Origin of the sequence: Acinetobacter sp. ANC 4169 (assembly GCF_002135355.1) — a bacterium.
Classification (GTDB): domain Bacteria; phylum Pseudomonadota; class Gammaproteobacteria; order Pseudomonadales; family Moraxellaceae; genus Acinetobacter.
Genome location: NZ_NEGE01000012.1, coordinates 112235 through 130203, shown reverse-complemented (window position 1 = coordinate 130203; position 17969 = coordinate 112235). Strand labels below are relative to the sequence as shown.

The window sequence follows — 17969 nt, the reverse complement described above, 5'->3', positions numbered from 1 at the left end:
TATTATTCACAGCACTTAGGTGTATAGCTCAGTTGGTTAGAGCGCTACGTTGACATCGTAGAGGTCAGCAGTTCGAGTCTGCTTATACCTACCAGATACAAATCAAAGACTTATAGGCTAATCAAATGCTTATAAGTCTTTTTTTTGCTTATTTGTCGCATTTTACCTAGTGTCAGACTTGGCTAAATTGGTGAAAAATGGCAGTATTTCTAAGCCATCTGCGACAAGTTTGCGACAAAATGAAAATACCAACTCCCAGGAAAAGAGGCGAGACTTTTACAATTACTGTCTCATATCGAAGTAAAAGATATTACTGCACTCGTGACACTGCAAAAGAATGTGAACAGTGGGCAGCACTTAAATTATTAGAATTAAGATCACAAACTAAAATTGAGAATGGTGAGAGTAAACCTAAATTTACGTTTAGAGATTTGAATAATCAATATTACCAAAACGTTGGCCAATGGAAGGATTCAAAGTCATCACGCGCTTGGATCAAAGGCCAATACAATAATTTTGAAAATAAATTTGGGGCATTAGCACAGAAATCCATTTATGACATTAGTCCAAAAGATTTGACGAATTGGAGAAATAAAAGATTACAAGAAGTTGGAGAAAACACGGTACTTAAAGAAATTTCACATTACAGTGCAATATTTACTTATGCCCAAAAGGAACTTTTTATTTTAAATGAAAATCCTTGGATGCAAATGACAAAACCCAAAAAACCTAAAGCTCGATCGCGTCGTATTCATGAATCTGAAATTGAACTTATATTAAAAACATTAAATTATGAAATAGGTAAGGAACCTGTTTTGCCACAACACTATGTTGCTTGGGGATTTCTCTTTGCTATTGAAACTGCAATGAGACGTGGTGAAATTATTGCAATGCAAAAGAAAGATATTTTTGATGGGTATGTTCATTTACCCAAAACCAAAAATGGAGATCCACGGATCGTTCCGCTTTCTGAAGAAGCAAAAGAATTATTAAAACTGATTAAGCATGAAGGTCGCAAAATCATACCGCAGTCAGAAAATGCTTTTCGTTTGATGTGGGAAAAAAGAAAAAATGCTGTGGGTCTGAATAACCTACATTTTCACGATACAAGACATGAAGCTATTACAAGAATGGTTCGGGTTAGGAAATTACCAGTTGAAGTTCTGGCTAAAATTACTGGCCATAAAAAAATTGATGTTCTGGTAAATACTTATTACAACCCGAATGCAAATGATTTGGTTGCAGCTTTTAATGGATAAAAATAAGCTCGCATATAGCGCAATGCTGTTCACTTAAGCATTTGAGGCGTTGCTAAATTTATTAGAAAATCCGATGTCAGATTTGGCATCGGATTTTTTATGATTTTTTAAAAATAGGATATTCTAGACTTTTATAATCAGCCCATAAAATATTGACACAAAACATAGACTCAAAGTATTGATTTAAAATAGCATTTTTGAATGATTTGTTTAATTCATTATCTACAGAAAGGTGTTTGAGGCCTAAAATGCCTCGAACAGTAAAGATATCAAAAAAAACGTTATCAGGTAGACCACAATGCTGAACCTCTTAAGTGAACAGCATTGCGCATATAGCGGGCATTTTATTAGTTTTTCCGCCTTGCTCCACGTCGAAATTTAGAGTTTTTGAGAAGGGCATCAGCAGCATCAGGATCATACATATGCTTGCCATTGCTCCCTTGGTTAATCGAGATACATTTGGTTCTGATTGTCTCGTCAGAAAGCCCGTATTGCTTAACAAGTTCGGAAACTGATACCAATTTACGCTTTTCAAGTTTAAGAGCTGTCACAGTACCGCCAAGAAGAATTTGACCAAGAACGACTTGAGGGGCAGAGTCAGCTTCAATTGTTACGATGAACTCAGGCATTAAGTTTAGCTCCTCTAAATTTAGTCGTCGGCCGTTGTAGTTCTACGTTAGAATCATTTCGCATTGTTTCGTCTCCTGACTTTATGATGTAGCACATATAGAAGCTGTCACTTCTATATGTGCGCTTAAAACTTATTTGGGTTTTTTTGTGGATTGTTGATTGAAGTATGGATTGGTGAAAAGCCAACATTTAACGACACGCTCCCGCATATCTGAAGTGGCATTCTTGACGTCATCTGCTGGGAAGTTTTTAGACTTCACAGGTTTATTCATATCAATAAATTTATAGCGACGACTTGAGCGAAGCAGGGTTCGCATTTCATTGATATCTGGTAAAGATTGATAGTTCCGAGCAGCAACTTTGTAGACTTCATTTAGATTGATTGCGATGCTCTGTGCATCCTGGTCATGATGATTCAAACTGAAGGAAGCATTACGACTGACATTCATATATTCGAATGCATCCCAGAATTGCTGTACCTGGGGATGATCACTGCCAAGCTGCTCGACACGTTCACGCGCCATCGTTTCTAGAATACGTTTAGCATCACAGATTTCATCGAGATCTATCACACCTTTTAAAACGTGTTCTGAAAGTGCATCAATCATTGCCGATACTTGTGCATGACAAAGGGCAATACGAGTATGAGTAATCCCTTTTTGATGAAATTCTTCTTCAAGACCTTGGATATTGTCTGAATAAGTTTTCAGAATTTTTGCTTCATTTTTCAGGCAATGCGTCATATAGGTACATGCTTCTTCAAGCTCTATACGAGACAGACGGTCAGCAATTCTTTTTTTATCTAAATTATGACCTTTGGTCGTCACTGTAATATGTAATGTACGCGATAGAATCGCTTCAGAGGCTTGAATAGGCGTGTTCTGGCTAATCATGATCGCACCACGGAATGGTGGCTCATAGGTTTCATTGCCTGCAGTTTTTAAGCCTTTAGAACGAATAGCACGACCATTGAATGCATCTTTAAGTTCATCCCAACTGAACTTTGCTTTTTGAGTCCCACCATTTTGATCGTTACGATCCCCCTCGATAAGGACGATAGGCATATTGGATGCTTGAGCAAAATTTCGATAAATCGCCACACTGGTTGATTTGTTTGGGTCAAAGCCTTCATACGCTTCACGACCACTAAACTTCCACAATAATTCCAGTAAGGTAGATTTACCAGCACCTGCTTGACCCACAAATTCGAAGAAAGGATAAGAAGAATTTAATGCACGGATTTGTTCAGCAAAATAAGTTCCTGTCCACCACGCTAATACGATTAAGCCATTTGCCCCATTTAAGGTGTAAAAGTCTTTCCACCATGTAGGCGAAAATTCCTTTTTAGGATTAAGGCTGATAACAGGAGAATTTGCGAGACTCTTCAATTCCTTTTTTCCTGTTCTAAAGAAATCATGTTCATTTTTGGGGATAACTTGTCCGTTATGCACAGCATATTGATCAAAGACATAAGCTTGATAATCTTTGCTATAACCAATGAAATCGATTGTTTTTACTTCACGTAATTTTTCAGTTTTACGTTTAATAAAGGTTTCAAGTTGTTGATCGCTACCTGTCCACATAGCACCTGAAAGTACTGACATGACACGTGGTTTAAATTTACTGCGTGATGCCATATGTTCTGCAGTAAATGTAGTTTTGGTTTCACCCCAAGGGCTTTGTAAGTGAAAGTAATACCAGGACTCATCTGTAATTTCATTGCGTTGGAAATATAGAGGTTCAAGTTGTGCATTGCAGATTTCTTTAGCTGAAGAACAGGTTTTTAATGCCTGAATACGGATTTCTTCTTCGGATAACATCTGATTTTGTTGTGATTCCTCAACATACTGGACAGCTTTGTTGAATTTTTCATAATCCAGTTCCCACCAGTAGGTTCGAAATTTATGATTAAAAAAGAATTTACTGAGATTACTTCCATAAAAATTATAGATGAGTAGTCCTGCTTCTTCAGGCGTATCTACAATTTGTAGTTTGCCAAAATGGAGATATTTCTCTCGATCCTTTTCTGTGAGTTGTTCACGTTGGAAAAGGTCGTTCCAGTCTAAAGATTTTCCATTTATAGGTGCTGGAGGTAGAGCAGCAGTGGAGATCCAACCTTCATCAATCGCATGTTTATGATGTTTTGGTAAAAACTTTTTGCCTGCTTGATCATTGTCTAATGCCCAAACTAAACGCGGCTTATCCTTATTGAGTTCATGACAGCGTTTTTTTATGGCGTTCAATATTTGGGTTGGATAATTGCCACTGTTCATATTGCTGATGCTGATAATTGCAGACTGTGAAAGGGCGATGCTGTTAAAGATGCCTTCAGTGATCCAAATACTACCTGCATGACAGAGTTCATCTAACTCATGCATCGTCCAGGCTAAGCCGGTCCATTTGCCGATGAAATTGGCTTTCTGACGACCAAAACGATCTGGTCGGTCGATGATGCGTTCCCAGTAAATACCTTCAGCCAATTTAAAACGGACTGTAGCACTGACGAGGCTTTTATTTTTTGGGGATTGATAAAGCTCTTGGCTATAGCGACCTTTTAAATTTTTAAGATCAAAACCACGAGCTTCTTTTAAATATGCATCTGCTGCTGCATTTGGATTTTCAGGCGTTTTGGGATGGTATTCAGACCAGTCTTTAAATAGTTCTTCACAGATATCTTTGACATGTTCTTCATAGCCACATTTGTTGATACGGCCACATTTCACCATACGTGGCGTTACTGCATGGGTATAAAGTTCCTTTTCATTACAACTCGGGCAGCGCCCTTGACGATACCATTCCCCGACTTTCTTGAAGTTAAAAAGTTGATTCAGTCTGTCATCAATACGACGTTGAAGATCCATTTAAAAAACCTATAAAAGTTTAATTTGTTGAAGCCGATTGCGGTAAGAAGATGCCCGAGTCAAGTCAATAGTTGATGAGTGAAATAGGGCAGAGATAAAGCCTTCAACATAATTCTTTTGATGTTCATCAATTTCGGGTTGCACTTCCAAACTTGCTAGATGATGTTCCAGTTCAGTTTCCCATTGACGTTTATGTTGTGGGAGTCCCGTCTGAACTTCTGGATTTGGATTAATACTGTTTTGTACCGGTCTCACCATTTCTAGGCTTGCTGCGAAACTGGCAAGGCATTGGTCATTACGGCAAGACACGATTAATTCATGTAAAAGAGGAGATGGCTTTTTACGACTAGATACATGCATACGTGTGCCACAGTGGGGGCAATAAAAACCAATTGATTTACTCATGGAGTACCTCTAGATATTCAATCAAGTAATTGTGGCTCCCGACGACACTTACTTAATTTCTTTTTCTCATTTACAAAATTTTTCAAATATTTGAAAAATCTGTATTGGTTTTCTGTGATTGGTTGAAAGACCATGCCTTATGATGATTTGGAGTTTTGAGAAGAAGCCTCTACCAGTTTTGATTCAACAAGATGTTTAATCCATTCATTTAGACTCATGTCTTGTTTTGCTGCTTCTACACGGGCAAGTCGTTTGATTTCTAATGTGGTGCGAAAGCTGATTTGAACTTCTTTTTGGGATTCTTGAGTAGCCATAGCTGTTTCCTTTGGAAGCCACAATTATTAAACTGTGGTGAATAAAGAACTTTGTTAAAATGGTAAATAAGCAAAGCAATATTATCCCAAATGGGATAATTAATATATGGATTTATCCCAAATGGTAAATGAAAATAACGATCAAAGAGGCGAACGCCTTCGTCAGGAACGATTACGCTTAGACCTGTCGCAGAAGGATTTTGCTGCTTTATTTGGTAAGAAAACGATGGCTGCCTTTCGTTATGAGAAAGGTGAACGTGTTATGGGGCAGGATGATTTAGAAGCTTTGCATGCAGCAGGTGTAGACGTTTACTATCTAATTACTGGTGAGCGTACCCAGCCAGATTTACTTTCTGATGATGCAAAAGAACTACTTAAACTGTGGGATGTTGTAGAGCCAAGTCAGAGAGAAACTTTAATGACTTTAGTGCGGAATTTTGCTGAGAGTTTTTCTAAAGAGTAAATATATATTTACTCATTTTTCAGAAAATTTAATACTAAAAATATAGTAATAAGAGCAATTTAACTTTGTTGAGTTGATTGAAAAATGATATATCATACGTAATATTATTAACACTTAATAAAATTATTATGAGTATAGAAATTATTGGAGAGGACGGTTTTCTAGATACCTTAAGAGTTATAGGTGGAACTAGTGGGGGAATTTCTGCAAATACTCGCTTAGCTACAGTACGATGGCCAGATGGAGATGAAGCAGATACCTTTATTAAAATTTTTCCTATAGGAACAAGGTCTTTAGAAATTATTAATGAAAGCTTTGGTTTTTTAATGGCTCAAGAAATCAATTTGCGTCAATCACCTAGAGTTGCTCTGATAAAAATTTCTGTTGATGATATTCCAAGTGTGGCTGATGATATCTTTGCTCAAGAAAATGGTTATTACTACGCTTGGGCATGTAGAAGTATAGGTGGGGAGAATATGAAAAAAATGTATTTTAAACCTCCTTATCAGAATGGAACACCTCAGGAATTTTCTAAATATTTTGATGCCCTGAATGAATGGGATCATTTTGCTAACTTGATTGCATTTGATGATTGCATTGGCAATAGTGATAGAAATCCAGGAAATATCATTTTTTTAGGAAAAAATAATTTAGCTGTAATTGATCATGGTCGAATATTTGGTGGCGTTAATTGGCCTGTGGATGGTTTAAGAGGTTCTGAAAATTTTGATAATTGGATGTTAAATCATTTTATTCAACATCATGGTAACGCGCCATCTCATATTGCTTGGCAACCAGTTATATATTGTGCAACAGATAATGCTACAAAATATTCAACATATTGGGGTGATTTATTAAATAAAATCCTTCCTGTATTTGAAGCTCTTATTCCAAATGTAGAGACTGTAAGTGTCGCTGCAGCATTACTGATTGAATATTTCAAAAATCGGTCTCTATGCTCAGTTAATTATTTTAAAAATCTTTCAACTCATTATTCCAGCCTTGGAGCCACTGCACCATGAGCAATTTATATATAGTAGAAAATAATCATAATCAAAGAATACTTAGAGGCGAATGGTCTCTAATTCAATGGAATCCAGATATAGCGACTGAAGAGTTATTAAATATCGGAGTTGCTTTAAATGTTGGAGGAGAATTGCAATTTAAGATGCTTGATTATTTTGAGCGTCTTACCTGTTTATTCGATGAAAGTGTGATTCAGCATTTACAGGGTGTTATTGAGTTATCAGAGCATGCCTTAAAAAATAATTGTACTAATTTTTCTGATCAAATTGTTTGGAAAACTAAAGGTAATACTAAAGGTTCAAGTGAAAGTGAAATTTTAGATAGGTTGTACAAACGTGTTATTACTTTGGGTAAACCGTGTCAAAATAAAAATCAAGTTAGAACAGATTTTAAAGTAGTGCGTAGCGATGCATTAATTACACGTATTACCAAAAATTTAAGAGATGAATTTAAAGATGATCAAAATCTATTAAGATTTTTGCCAACTGAAAAATATATACAATACCAAGATGATAGTTTCTTAGTGCCATTACGAAGTGAGGAGGCCTTTGGAAGTATAGTTTCTGTAGTGTCGCCGAATGCAGAAAAAATAACTGCAAACTATTTAACTAATGTAAATGATTTAAAAGCGGCATCAGTTATTAGTGGAAAAGAGCCAACATTTTTTGTATTAACACCCTCAGATGATGAATTAAATAAATTGGATAATGACAAAGCAGTTAGAATTGATTCGTTGATTGAAAGCCTAAACAGAAAGCAAAAACAACAAGGTATACATATCGAAAGTGAGCATTCAGAAGATGTATTAAGAGATAAAATGGCTTTATGGGCAAAAAAACAAGCTGCATAATTATATGAGAATAAAAAAGCCCTCCTAAGAGGGCTTTTTTATTATTCCTTATTCACTGCCTTCTGAATCTGGCGTACCTGTTCCTGAATAATAAATAATGTTGCAGCCACTGACTCTCCAGTTAAAGACTCACAATTTTCTGTTGACTCAACGAGTAAAGATAAATGTTGATCTAGTACTGATAATCTTGTTTGAAGATCCATAATATTCCCCTAGGAACGGTTAAAACCGTTATTTATCAGGTCAGTCAGTTCATTGAAGAATTGCCAGCTTTTTTCTGTGTTTTCTAAAATCAAAATTACCTGTACAGCACAGATTGAAAGATTATAGGTGTCATGCTGTTCATTGAAATGATAGTCAATGTTTTCACGTAGTCGTGACCAGACAATATTGGTTTCTACAAAGGTTTTATAGGAAATATCTGTTTGTAGCAAACGGTATAAATGCTTCGAGCTGATAAAGAACTTACGCTTTTTAGAATGTGGTTCTTGAACTCGAATAATGTGTTTTTCAATTCCCATTTTTTAAGTCCTCAAAAGTTCTTCAGGCAATATTTGTTCTGGTGTATGCCATTGCCATTTATTGATATTGAACCGGTTTGGAGCTGAAGCTGCATAGGCAATCACGGATCGGGCTTTTTTCTCCCAAAAGAAGAGCCATGGATCATCATAAGAAATGTCCAGTTTGTACTGGCGAAGCTGTCGGTACAAAGCACGGTGTTCACTTGGTATCGTTGCCAGATTTTCTACCGTTGCTTCTGCTTGAGTTGGGGCATCAGTCCCCACAATTTTTTCAGGACTCGATTTAGGTACAGATGATGGTTTGCTTTGGGATGTAGTTATACCAAACAGTTCTTTAAGCTTTTGATAGTTAATGGTGTAGTAATTCACACGGATAGATTTAATTTTCGAAAGCTTATTGATTTCAATTAAACCAAGTTCTTTTAGCTTAGCCACAGCACGTTTAATAGTTGAAACACTAAACATGCCAAGGGTTGTTTGCCATTCTTCAAAGGTATGAAACCACCATTTACGGTTTAGATAAGTTGTTAGGTTTTTCTTCTGTTTAAATTTTCTATTTTCACTTAATAAAAAATGCAATTTTTGCAGGAATGTTGCTGCTGCAGTTCCTAACTCTTTAGCGAGTTGAGGCGATGCAATGAGGGGATATTCTTGGTTTGTGAGGAGAATATTTTTCATTATTTATCTCCCCGGTACGTTTCAATAAAGCAGGCTTTGCAGTGTGCAGTCCACTGTGCTTTACCACGCCAGGTACCATTTTTATAAAAAAAGTCTGTGTCGAGAGGGTAGTAGTCGCCACAACAAGTACAGCGTTTTTCTGTACCGAGTTCAGTGTTGATATAAATTTTAGACATGCGATTCCCCTTAACGTGTGAAACGTAGGCGAATGAAATTTAAAATTTGTTTATGAATTTGGGGTTGAGCAAAGTTAGATGCTTGTAAGCGTTGTAGACAGAGAGTGTCGAGGCATACAGGTGCTTGATGCACACTTTTGTTTTGAGTGTTCATGGTCGTTTTCTCTTTGATAAGTTTTAAAACCCATCAACATCCTTCCTACGGGATGGTGACAGACTAAACAGGGTGTAGGAATACCGCTCAAAGAGTAACGGCCAGCACGAAGCTGCCCTGCCTAGCCTGCCATAACGACTGCTAAACAGTAGACAAAAAAAATGCCGCATAAGCGACTTTGTTTTGCGCTCTTTGATAATAAAACAGGTTCCTACGCCTGATCACAGATTTTGCTGTGATATGGACAATATAATTTAAATATTTTTTAAGTCAACTGTTTTTGTTTTCTATCATTCTTTTATAACTCTATTCTTTATTCTATTTATATATAGAAGAAAAGGTCTTTTTGATACAATGCTTTGGCTCATTGTGAGCTAATGGATCGGGTCATTTTGAGTCGATGCATAGGGGCGGACATCGAAAAAACTGGAGATTTTGAATGGATCAAAATCAAATGGATCAGAGTAAATATCTAGAACAAATTAATGACTTATTTCGTGTAATAAAATCTGGTCTTGAAAGTTATCTACAATCAATTCAAGACATTAATGATCCGCAAATAAAAAATTTAGTAAATGAAAATAACTTTAAAATTGTTATGGCATTTTCTTTTTCTAAGTTTCCAGAATATTTTGAATTAGTTAATGATAATGCTGAGTTATTTGCTAATGAAGATCTGAGTATAATCTTAATAAATGCATTACATGCTTTGAAAGTTAGTGTACTTAATATAGATGCTCAATCACCTTACGCTTTAGCTAAACTAAATGATTCTATTGATTTTTTTATATCTACATTTGCTACGATAAAAGTCTCTTTAATTGCACTGAATAATACAAATAGGATCATGAAATATGACTTAGATCCAAAAATTAAAGAGGTTGAAGAAAAGATAAAAGATCTGGAATCTGTACGTTTGGCACTGGAAATGAGGGAGACAGATCAAATATATTTAGATTTATATAATAAATACAATGATGAATATAGATTAAATAATTTGTACTTTACTTCAGTATTTGGTTTAAGTGTATTTTTTACTATATTTTCTATTTTATTTTTTGCTAATTTTAAACCAATAGATTGGATTATTTTTATATCAATAAAAGTATTGATATTAGCGGTGGGAATAACTTTATGTACACTATTTTTAAGAAGATCTTCCCATGCTAAAAAATTAAAAGAACAAGCATATCAGACACATGTAGAAATTAATGCATTTCCAATTCATGTTCGATCCTTAAAAGATGAAGATAAGCATGAGTTAATTAAAGAGTTGGCATTGAAGTACTTTGGTAAAGAGCTGGATCACACACAAAATGATAAAATTGGGGATTTGATGAAAGATCAGCTCACAGCAGGTACAGAGTTGATTAAAGCAAGTGCTGAGATGGTGAAAGCGAAGGGTAGTTCTACACCATCACCGTAATATCAAAATTAAGTATGTTCAGAGCTCTCCTATGGAGGGCTTTTCTATTATGTGTCCACATATTTCTTTAGTCGAATCATCAACATTGTTAAGTTGCATTTTTATGGTGTTCTTATAATATATTTAAATTAATAATTTTTATGAGAAAAATCATGCCAACTATAAAATTCAAAGATCTTATTGAGGGTGAGCTACAGAACAAAGTACGAAAAGTAAAGGATCTGGTTGATTATGTCGGTAAAATAGCACCGTCACATCCTAATTATAGTATTTTTTTAGGTGCTGGGGCATCAGTTGCATCAGGTATAAAAACTGGTGGAAATCTTGTAAATGAATGGCGGAGGGAAACATATGAGAAAGATGGTTTGGACTATTATGATGATTTAGATAAATATAGTTTAGTAGAGCGTGAAGAATTTGCTAAAGAGCGAGCAATTGACTATTTAATTAAAAAGCATGGTGTTTGGTACAACCCACAAAATGAGTATTCATCTCTTTTTGAAAGAAAATTTGATTTACCTGTACAGCGTCGTCGTTTCGTAGAGGATTTGGTCGATAATCATTTACCATCGATAGGATATTTATTTTTAATTACTTTAATAAATAATAATTATTTTAATACAATTTTTACTACAAATTTTGATGATCTAATTAATGAGGCATTTTATCAATTTTCAAATACTCGACCAATTCTCTGTGCTCATGATTCAGCAGTAAGTAGTATTTCAGTAGTTGCTAAAAGACCAAAGATCATTAAGTTGCATGGTGACTACCTTTTCGATGACATCAAAAATACTATAAAGGAAACTGAATCCCTTGAACAAAACATCAAACAGAAGTTTATTGAGTTTACGAAGGATAATGGATTAATTGTTGTTGGTTACTCTGGTCAAGATAGATCGATTTTAGATGTCTTAAATTACCTACTTCAGCAAGAGGACTATTTGAAAAATGGTTTATATTGGTGTTTTAGGGCAGAAGATGAAATTAGTCATGAGGTTAGAAAGATATTATGGAAAGATAAAGTATACTGCGTTCAAATAGATGGTTTTGATGAGTTGTTCACAGAGTTTTGTAGTGTTGCAAATGTTAAGCCAAACCTGATTGATAATCTTTCTGAAAATAAAAGAGAAAGTTGTATTAAGAAATTCGTTAAAGATTATAATGAAGCTTCAATAAAAAACCCATGGATATCTGATTTTATTGAAGAAATTTCTACAGCTAAAAATAATCAAGATATATCAGATCTAATTCGCCAACTTAATGAAAATAATACACAAAATTTATCATCTGATCAACTCAGAACATTACTATCAATAGAAGCATTGATTAAGAAGAATGATTCGAATGGTGCATTATCTTTAGTAAATGAAAAAATAAAAGATGAAACAGATGAAGAGTTGGTTGAAAACTATCATAAGCTTAAAGTAAGAATTTATAAAATTCAAAATAATAAAGATAAAGCTTTTAAAATGATTGATGAACTTATTGAGAATGATGAGTTTAATATGAAGTACTATTTGTGGAAACTAATGTTTTTAACTGATATTAAAGATAAGGTTTCATATTTATGTGAAGTCAATCAAAAAGTTGATTATAGTCCAGGTATAAAAAATGCTATAATTCAAATGTTTTTAAAATATCATAAAGACCATGATGGTGATTTAACAATTAACTTTGATGATTGTGAAAATTTAATAAATGAGAGTTTAAAGCTAGATCCAAGTAGCGATAATGATGCTTATAATTTGAAGTTTGACTTTTTGAAAATTAAAAAGAATAAAATATTAAAGTTAGAGAGAGTTGTAAAAACAAGAACTGAAAAGTTAGAGAGAAATGAGAGTGATCTTACAAAGCTGATTGATTGTATTAGTAATATAAATAAATTTAATCCAGAATTTATTAAGATTAAAAGAGATTATGTTCTTTATAAGAAGGACTTAATGTTGGTGAAAAACTTTATTTCAGAAGTTGATGATATAAAGAAAAGACTATCAAAAGAAAAATCTAAAGAGGTAGTTGGTTTAATTGCACATATGTTTAATGATATATGTGTCTATACTAAAGATGAGATTAAGGATGTAAATAATTGGAGGGTTTTAAGTGAATTAGAGGTTGATGATTATTTTAGCTCATATTCTAATAGTGATATTAAATCTAAGAATTTAATATTTATGCTTGAACTAGCTAAATATATAGTTTCTAAGAAAAACGATATGAATTTACTAAATGAAGTTCTAGATAAGACTTTATCAATATCTGAAAGTTTTGCATATATTAATAGAATATGCGATAGATTTACGTGGGCTAAAGATAAGGATATTAGTCGAAAGTTAGAATCATTTGTAATGAAAAATAAGAGCAGATTAAGTGATTCTGATTTTTTATATTCTATGTATTCAATTGAAAGATCAAAATCAAATTATATTGAAGCATTAAAATATTTGAAAAAATATAATAATTTGATTGATCTTGAAAGCGAAGACTACGTAAGCCTGATATACTTGCATTTATTATCAGGTAATTATGAAGATGTTCTTGAATTTATTTCAAAGAATAAACTAAAAATTGAAAAATTTTCAAATGGAGATAAGGGAATTGTTCTAATTAATGAATTTACTGCAAAGAAATTAAAGAATAATAAACTGGATATTTCAGATAGACAAGAATTGGAAAAAATTATTGCTAAGCATAGTGAAAATAAAAGAATTTTGATCTGTGCAAATTCTTTATTAGAGAAAAATTCAGAAGCCCTGCATCATATCAAAGAGTTAATTTTTGCTAGTTTTACATTCTTTCATGAAGTTAAAGAATGGCCTGCAATTAATGAAAATTTAAAGGATGAAGCAACTCGCTATTTTAATAGCCTGATAAATAGTAACTCAAAAATACAAATTGCATAATTTTTTAAGTGAAATATAAAAAAGCTCTCATTTTGAGAGCTTTTTTATATTCCTGAGTAAACTATTCTTGGACGCATTGTAGGTAGACACTTACACGCACGTTGGTATTAATATTATGAGCATTACATCCTGAAAGGATGAACATGATAGAGATGCAAATTAATAGTTTATACATTAAATATTTGCCTCTAAATCCAATTGAGTCGTTAATCCTCCATTTTTTGAATAATTGTGAGTCGCTTTTTCAACAATCCATTTCAGTTTATCCACTTCCGCTTTAAAACCCATTAGCTTCATTGGAGACTCGGTACTAATTTTAGGTATGCCATCAGCCGTGGTGATACTGAACTTTGCCATTTGCCGCTTAATTTCAGCCATTTTTGCTTTGCTTGCACGTTCAGCTTCTTCTTTATTGGCAAATGTTCCCTTCAGATGTTTCACTTTGCCTTTTTCCCCTGCGACAGCTTTTTCACGTTTAGCTTTACCTGTGTCCTGGTAACTGGCTGATACACCGGTATGGTCAGATTCACGATCCTGTTCACTGTAACGAAATTGATCACCATCGTTCCTAGTCAAAATCATGGCAGGTAAATCCTTGCCTGAAGCGCTCTTTGCAGAACCGGCTTTGAAGATAAGTAAGCGATCTTTTTTCACCGCCATTTCAGCACCATTCTGTTTGGCCAGGCGTTGTAACAGGTTCAGATCCGATTCATTGGTCTGGTCCACATGGGATAAATTTATGCTTTTTAAATCATTGGCCATGACTAGTGTTAATTCATGATTCTTGGCAATTTCAGAGGCAATTTCACCAAATGTTTTGCGATGATAAGACTTCGACTTTGCTTCCTTGATTTTACTTTTAAAATTGGCACTGGAGGCTTTCACCGTAATGAGATCCGGTGTACCTGACCATTCTGTTTCATCGACAACAAAATCACCTTTATCATGAATATCTTCACCTAGAAAGCCCATTTTGCAATTTAGCTTTACCCCACGTCTGGGCAATTCTAAAGCACCATCAGAATCGTCTAAAACAATACTCAGCTCATCCGCTTCATTGGCGCGGTTATCTGTCACGGTGACACTGATAATTCGGCTTGAAATCAGCGCGTTTAACGGCTTGTTGTTGGCAGTGATAATGCAAACTGGCGTTTTAATCATACCGAATCATCCCTGCGTTCAGGCGCAGCCTGATTTTCAATACGATCATCATCGGCACGGGAAAGTTTCAGGGTGTAATCCACTTTGCGTGGTACACCGTTATCCACTAGAAATGATTTGGTCTCATCGATATTGTCTATGACATAGACCCCATACAAATATCCTGAACCATCCATCAGCACGAAGCCTTGTCCTGTATCGGCCATGCTGGCCAATTCGTCCAAGGCAAAACGGCTACCGAAACCATATTCTTCATAGATGAGACCAGGAAGAGAAATGCTATCTTGTCCTGAACCCATAAACTGTTTTTTGGCCCGGCCAAATGCCACCGCATTGTCTGCATAATTCCACGAACGTTGTCGCTGGATTTCCTTAAAAGCTACGTTAGTAGTGTTAAAAATAAATTGGCCTAAACTCATCAACATGGCTTATCTTCCTAATCTAAATCACTGTAGCTACGAACATTTCCAGATGCCTGCGGACGTTGTGCTTTGGCCACTTCAATCGCGACCATTTGAGCCAGAGCTTTTTCATCCATACCCGGTGAGGCATAAATATTGAAAGTTTGTTGAATGGGCATTGATGCTGTTGCGGAGTTGTTATTGCTTGAAGCAATCGGTGGGCGAGAATCAAATTGAATTGCACCAGGATCAAAATAGCCCAACATATCCTTACTGGCCGTGGTCACAGCAGTGTTGGCCAGATAACTATTATTTGAGATCCCATTGGCTAAACCCTGCATGTTGTATGCCCCCAGTTGAGCAAAAACCCGGCTAGGGGAGTGGATGCCAAAAGCTCCTTTCACATTTGTAATAACAGCAGCTGCAGCAGCTTTGGCTTTGGCAATGACCGCACCGACACTATTCCCAATACCGTTGGCCAGTCCCTGCATCAGCATCTGGCCAAAGCCTGTAAATGTGCTCGGTAATTGAATGCCGAAGTAACTCATGACCGATGCAAATACGCGATAGAACAATCCCAAGGGTGACCAGTTGATAATGGTTGCACTGATATTGGCGATACCACTACTAAAAAATGATTTAAGATTGAGCCATAAGGTTGATGCACCTGTAGAAATACTGCCCCAGAGTGAAATAAAGAATTGCTTGATTGGCCCCCAGTTGCGGTAAATCATGTAAGCCGCAATCGCCAATAAGCCGATGGCCAGGAATAAAGGATTGGTCATCATTAAACGACCGACCATAAATAGCCCTTTACCCAACCATAAAAATGCACCCCCAATCAGCCGGATCACGTTAATCAGGCTGAAGCCTTTGACTCCTAAAACACCGAAGGTCAAACGAAGCAATGCCATTGGCCCGAGTAAGGTAACCAGTGCCAGTGATATTGCACTGAATGCTGCTAATAAAATAACGATCACTGCAAGGGTCTTCATGATGGCATTAGAGAGTTCAGGATGGGCTTTAGACCAGTTGCCTATGCTTTCTGAAACATCGGTCAGACCTGTCATGACCTGTTTGAGTTCTGGTGCGATTGCAGCACCGAAGTTAGTCATTGCACTGGTAAATGTTCCTGAAGCGGCATCCCAAAGATTTTTTAAGGTACCGAGCTGCTCATTGACACGTTTTTGCAGATCCGCCTGGGCATTCATTTTTGCTAGGGTTTCGTTATAACCGGCTTGACCTTTATCGATCAACAGATTCAGGGCTTGAATGGTTTCTGCATCATTACCAAACATATCAGACAATATCGGCAAACGGGTTTCTGTCGATAAGCCTTTAAGTTTACTTAACTGTTTAAACATGTTGTCCAGACCACCGAACTCACCTTTGCCATTGGTAAAATTCATCGACAGTTTTGAACCCTTTAAGGCGGATTGAATGCCTTTGGTGTCCATCATCGATGAGAAAATTTTGCTGTAGGCATTACCTGCCGATTCACCTGCCATCGCAGCCTGGTCTGCCATGACCAAAAGGGGAGCCATTGCCTGGGCACCTTTTAAACCTTCGGCTTTAATGGTTTTCATCCCGGCAGATAATTTAGAAAAACCCTGCAGCATATTGGTGGAGTCGACCCCTAAATAGTACGACCTTTGAATCGTATCCATCAGGCTCAACATGTCTTTTTCAGAGGTCTTGGTCGCATCCTGCATTTTGGCTGCAAATTCGGCTGCCTCTTCAAAAGGCATTTTTAACTGCACCGCAAGATAACCGGACGCTTGGCCGACACCGCCTAAAATGGCTTTATAACTGATCCCTTGCTGAACCAGTTTAGCCATCATCAGCTGGAAGCCGGCAGTCGTACCCGGGAGTTTGGTGCCGAGTTGATTGGCCAGTTGATTGATGTCGTTAAATTCTTTTGCCACTTGGCCATTCGATTGCATCATGGAGACTTTGAGGGTGGTGGCAGCATCTTCAGCATCAGCAAAAGCTTTAATTGGTACTGCTAAGGCACCTGCACCTACCGCAGCACCTGCACCGGCTCTGACTCCGGTATCTGAAACTTTCCCCATCATTTCTTGGGTACTTTTATGCTGTTTGACTAGATCATTCATACGTTTCTGGCTTGCGACCTGTTTATCTAGCTGCTGCTTTTTTCGTTGTAAGGCTTGGCTTGATGCATCAATACGTGACTTTAAATCACGCTCATCTTTGCTGAGTGACTTGGTACTAATCCCGGCCTGATTTAATCCGTTACGCAGCATTTGTAACTGGCGAAGTTGATCCTGTTCCGCTTGTTTTAAGGATTTAACGCTCAGTTTGGCCTTTTCAAACTCCTTGATCATCGAACGGGTAGGCTTTTGCACACTGGCATGTTCTTGGGCAAGTCTGGCCACGGTTTGCTGTGCTGCTTCAAGATCCTTTCGGGTTCCCTTTAATGCAGAGGATAAACGTCGAAATGACGTAATATCCGACTGCGATTTGCTCAGTTTTTTTAACTCTTCACGTTGGACACGTAAAGCATCACTGGTCTTTTCACTTGAACCCATAATGTCCTTGAGTGGGGCAGTGGCTTTGTCCACCAGTTCCAACATGGCTTTTAAGCTAATTTGACTCATCTGCTATCTGTTTCCCATCGTGCTCGAGCACGTTCATGCCAAGCCATTAATTCATCAATTTCATAATCATCACAGTCAGCCGGCGTCCAATGGAATACCACGGCCAGATCTGCGATGACATCA

18 protein-coding genes and 1 tRNA gene are annotated in these 17969 nt (G+C 36.4%); 7 read left to right on the top strand and 12 right to left on the bottom strand.

What is annotated here, in order from left to right; translation table 11 throughout:
- Positions 1-17: 17 nt before the first annotated feature.
- Positions 18-94 (top strand) — tRNA-Val (locus B9T26_RS10790).
- A gap of 145 nt (positions 95-239) precedes the next feature.
- Entirely contained in the window at positions 240-1259 is a 1020-nt protein-coding gene (locus tag B9T26_RS10785) for a tyrosine-type recombinase/integrase (protein WP_086199714.1), read from the top strand.
- Between the two features lie 347 nt (positions 1260-1606).
- Here the strand turns inward: B9T26_RS10785 and B9T26_RS10780 are convergent, their stop codons facing one another.
- The 4 genes from B9T26_RS10780 to B9T26_RS15550 form a co-directional block, all read right to left on the bottom strand.
- Positions 1607-1888: a DNA-binding protein gene (locus tag B9T26_RS10780; RefSeq protein WP_086199698.1), complete on the bottom strand. Its 282-nt coding sequence runs from the start codon at positions 1886-1888 to the stop codon at positions 1607-1609.
- 132 nt (positions 1889-2020) lie between these two features.
- The gene (locus B9T26_RS10775; RefSeq protein ID WP_086199697.1) at positions 2021-4750 is read right to left on the bottom strand and encodes a toprim domain-containing protein; all 2730 of its coding nucleotides are present in this window, start codon (positions 4748-4750) and stop codon (positions 2021-2023) included.
- 9 nt (positions 4751-4759) lie between these two features.
- Positions 4760-5155 carry an ogr/Delta-like zinc finger family protein gene (locus B9T26_RS10770; RefSeq protein ID WP_086199696.1) on the bottom strand — a complete coding sequence of 132 codons (396 nt, stop codon included), beginning with the start codon at positions 5153-5155 and terminating at the stop codon, positions 4760-4762.
- A 137-nt stretch (positions 5156-5292) separates the two neighbouring features.
- Positions 5293-5469, bottom strand: a complete 177-nt coding sequence (locus B9T26_RS15550; RefSeq protein WP_143223018.1) for a toxin-antitoxin system HicB family antitoxin — start codon at positions 5467-5469, stop codon at positions 5293-5295.
- Positions 5470-5575: 106 nt separating this feature from the next.
- Here B9T26_RS15550 and B9T26_RS10765 point away from each other — a divergent pair, with 106 nt between their 5' ends.
- The 3 genes from B9T26_RS10765 to B9T26_RS10755 all read left to right on the top strand — a co-directional run bounded on the left by B9T26_RS10765 (position 5576) and on the right by B9T26_RS10755 (position 7808).
- The gene (locus tag B9T26_RS10765; protein ID WP_086199695.1) at positions 5576-5932 is read left to right on the top strand and encodes a helix-turn-helix domain-containing protein; all 357 of its coding nucleotides are present in this window, start codon (positions 5576-5578) and stop codon (positions 5930-5932) included.
- 128 nt (positions 5933-6060) lie between these two features.
- Entirely contained in the window at positions 6061-6954 is an 894-nt protein-coding gene (locus B9T26_RS10760; RefSeq protein ID WP_143223017.1) for a hypothetical protein, read from the top strand.
- Complete coding sequence (locus B9T26_RS10755) at positions 6951-7808, top strand: DUF3037 domain-containing protein (protein ID WP_086199693.1); 858 nt, start codon at positions 6951-6953, stop codon at positions 7806-7808. Before B9T26_RS10760 ends, B9T26_RS10755 begins: the two co-directional genes overlap by 4 nt.
- A gap of 41 nt (positions 7809-7849) precedes the next feature.
- Here B9T26_RS10755 and B9T26_RS15690 read toward each other — a convergent pair whose 3' ends face one another.
- From B9T26_RS15690 to B9T26_RS15685, 4 genes are read right to left on the bottom strand one after another with little or no spacing between them, the layout of a single operon-like run.
- On the bottom strand, positions 7850-8011 hold the full coding sequence (locus B9T26_RS15690) for a hypothetical protein (protein WP_171262989.1): 162 nt from the start codon (positions 8009-8011) through the stop codon (positions 7850-7852).
- Positions 8012-8020: 9 nt separating this feature from the next.
- Entirely contained in the window at positions 8021-8329 is a 309-nt protein-coding gene (locus tag B9T26_RS10750; protein ID WP_086199692.1) for a hypothetical protein, read from the bottom strand.
- A 3-nt stretch (positions 8330-8332) separates the two neighbouring features.
- A complete protein-coding gene (locus B9T26_RS10745; RefSeq protein WP_086199691.1) occupies positions 8333-9007 on the bottom strand; it encodes a hypothetical protein in 675 nt (224 codons plus the stop codon).
- Complete coding sequence (locus B9T26_RS15685) at positions 9007-9183, bottom strand: hypothetical protein (protein ID WP_171262988.1); 177 nt, start codon at positions 9181-9183, stop codon at positions 9007-9009. Before B9T26_RS15685 ends, B9T26_RS10745 begins: the two co-directional genes overlap by 1 nt.
- 593 nt (positions 9184-9776) lie before the next feature.
- On the opposite strand from B9T26_RS15685, the gene B9T26_RS10740 reads away from it, so the two are divergent.
- Together B9T26_RS10740 and B9T26_RS10735 are read left to right on the top strand one after the other, a co-directional pair.
- Complete coding sequence (locus B9T26_RS10740) at positions 9777-10763, top strand: hypothetical protein (protein WP_086199690.1); 987 nt, start codon at positions 9777-9779, stop codon at positions 10761-10763.
- A 152-nt stretch (positions 10764-10915) separates the two neighbouring features.
- Positions 10916-13666: an SIR2 family protein gene (locus B9T26_RS10735; RefSeq protein WP_171262987.1), complete on the top strand. Its 2751-nt coding sequence runs from the start codon at positions 10916-10918 to the stop codon at positions 13664-13666.
- A gap of 174 nt (positions 13667-13840) precedes the next feature.
- On the opposite strand, the gene B9T26_RS10730 is transcribed toward B9T26_RS10735, so the two are convergent.
- The 4 genes from B9T26_RS10730 to B9T26_RS10715 are packed head-to-tail and all read right to left on the bottom strand — an operon-like array spanning position 13841 to position 17953.
- Positions 13841-14827 (bottom strand): contractile injection system protein, VgrG/Pvc8 family, encoded by a 987-nt coding sequence (locus B9T26_RS10730; RefSeq protein WP_086199688.1) that lies wholly within the window; start codon positions 14825-14827, stop codon positions 13841-13843.
- On the bottom strand, positions 14824-15252 hold the full coding sequence (locus B9T26_RS10725; protein ID WP_086199687.1) for a phage tail protein: 429 nt from the start codon (positions 15250-15252) through the stop codon (positions 14824-14826). Before B9T26_RS10725 ends, B9T26_RS10730 begins: the two co-directional genes overlap by 4 nt.
- 11 nt (positions 15253-15263) lie before the next feature.
- Positions 15264-17846, bottom strand: a complete 2583-nt coding sequence (locus tag B9T26_RS10720) for a phage tail tape measure protein (protein WP_086199686.1) — start codon at positions 17844-17846, stop codon at positions 15264-15266.
- Entirely contained in the window at positions 17843-17953 is a 111-nt protein-coding gene (locus tag B9T26_RS10715) for a GpE family phage tail protein (protein ID WP_264754453.1), read from the bottom strand. The genes B9T26_RS10720 and B9T26_RS10715 overlap by 4 nt, the downstream gene beginning before the upstream one ends.
- Positions 17954-17969 lie beyond the last annotated feature (16 nt).

Excerpts from the sequence above, each read along its gene's own strand:
- B9T26_RS10725 (WP_086199687.1), bottom strand. The coding sequence starts at position 15,252 with ATGTTGATGAGTTTAGGCCAATTTATTTTTAACACTACTAACGTAGCT.
- B9T26_RS10770 (WP_086199696.1), bottom strand. The coding sequence starts at position 5,155 with ATGAGTAAATCAATTGGTTTTTATTGCCCCCACTGTGGCACACGTATG.
- B9T26_RS15685 (WP_171262988.1), bottom strand. The coding sequence starts at position 9,183 with ATGTCTAAAATTTATATCAACACTGAACTCGGTACAGAAAAACGCTGT.
- B9T26_RS10740 (WP_086199690.1), top strand. The coding sequence starts at position 9,777 with ATGGATCAAAATCAAATGGATCAGAGTAAATATCTAGAACAAATTAAT.
- B9T26_RS15690 (WP_171262989.1), bottom strand. The coding sequence starts at position 8,011 with ATGGATCTTCAAACAAGATTATCAGTACTAGATCAACATTTATCTTTA.
- B9T26_RS10745 (WP_086199691.1), bottom strand. The coding sequence starts at position 9,007 with ATGAAAAATATTCTCCTCACAAACCAAGAATATCCCCTCATTGCATCG.
- B9T26_RS10785 (WP_086199714.1), top strand. The coding sequence starts at position 240 with ATGAAAATACCAACTCCCAGGAAAAGAGGCGAGACTTTTACAATTACT.
- B9T26_RS10750 (WP_086199692.1), bottom strand. The coding sequence starts at position 8,329 with ATGGGAATTGAAAAACACATTATTCGAGTTCAAGAACCACATTCTAAA.
- B9T26_RS10755 (WP_086199693.1), top strand. The coding sequence starts at position 6,951 with ATGAGCAATTTATATATAGTAGAAAATAATCATAATCAAAGAATACTT.
- B9T26_RS10730 (WP_086199688.1), bottom strand. The coding sequence starts at position 14,827 with ATGATTAAAACGCCAGTTTGCATTATCACTGCCAACAACAAGCCGTTA.
- B9T26_RS10780 (WP_086199698.1), bottom strand. The coding sequence starts at position 1,888 with ATGCCTGAGTTCATCGTAACAATTGAAGCTGACTCTGCCCCTCAAGTC.
- B9T26_RS10765 (WP_086199695.1), top strand. The coding sequence starts at position 5,576 with ATGGATTTATCCCAAATGGTAAATGAAAATAACGATCAAAGAGGCGAA.
- B9T26_RS10775 (WP_086199697.1), bottom strand. The coding sequence starts at position 4,750 with ATGGATCTTCAACGTCGTATTGATGACAGACTGAATCAACTTTTTAAC.
- B9T26_RS15550 (WP_143223018.1), bottom strand. The coding sequence starts at position 5,469 with ATGGCTACTCAAGAATCCCAAAAAGAAGTTCAAATCAGCTTTCGCACC.
- B9T26_RS10735 (WP_171262987.1), top strand. The coding sequence starts at position 10,916 with ATGCCAACTATAAAATTCAAAGATCTTATTGAGGGTGAGCTACAGAAC.
- B9T26_RS10720 (WP_086199686.1), bottom strand. The coding sequence starts at position 17,846 with ATGAGTCAAATTAGCTTAAAAGCCATGTTGGAACTGGTGGACAAAGCC.
- B9T26_RS10760 (WP_143223017.1), top strand. The coding sequence starts at position 6,061 with ATGAGTATAGAAATTATTGGAGAGGACGGTTTTCTAGATACCTTAAGA.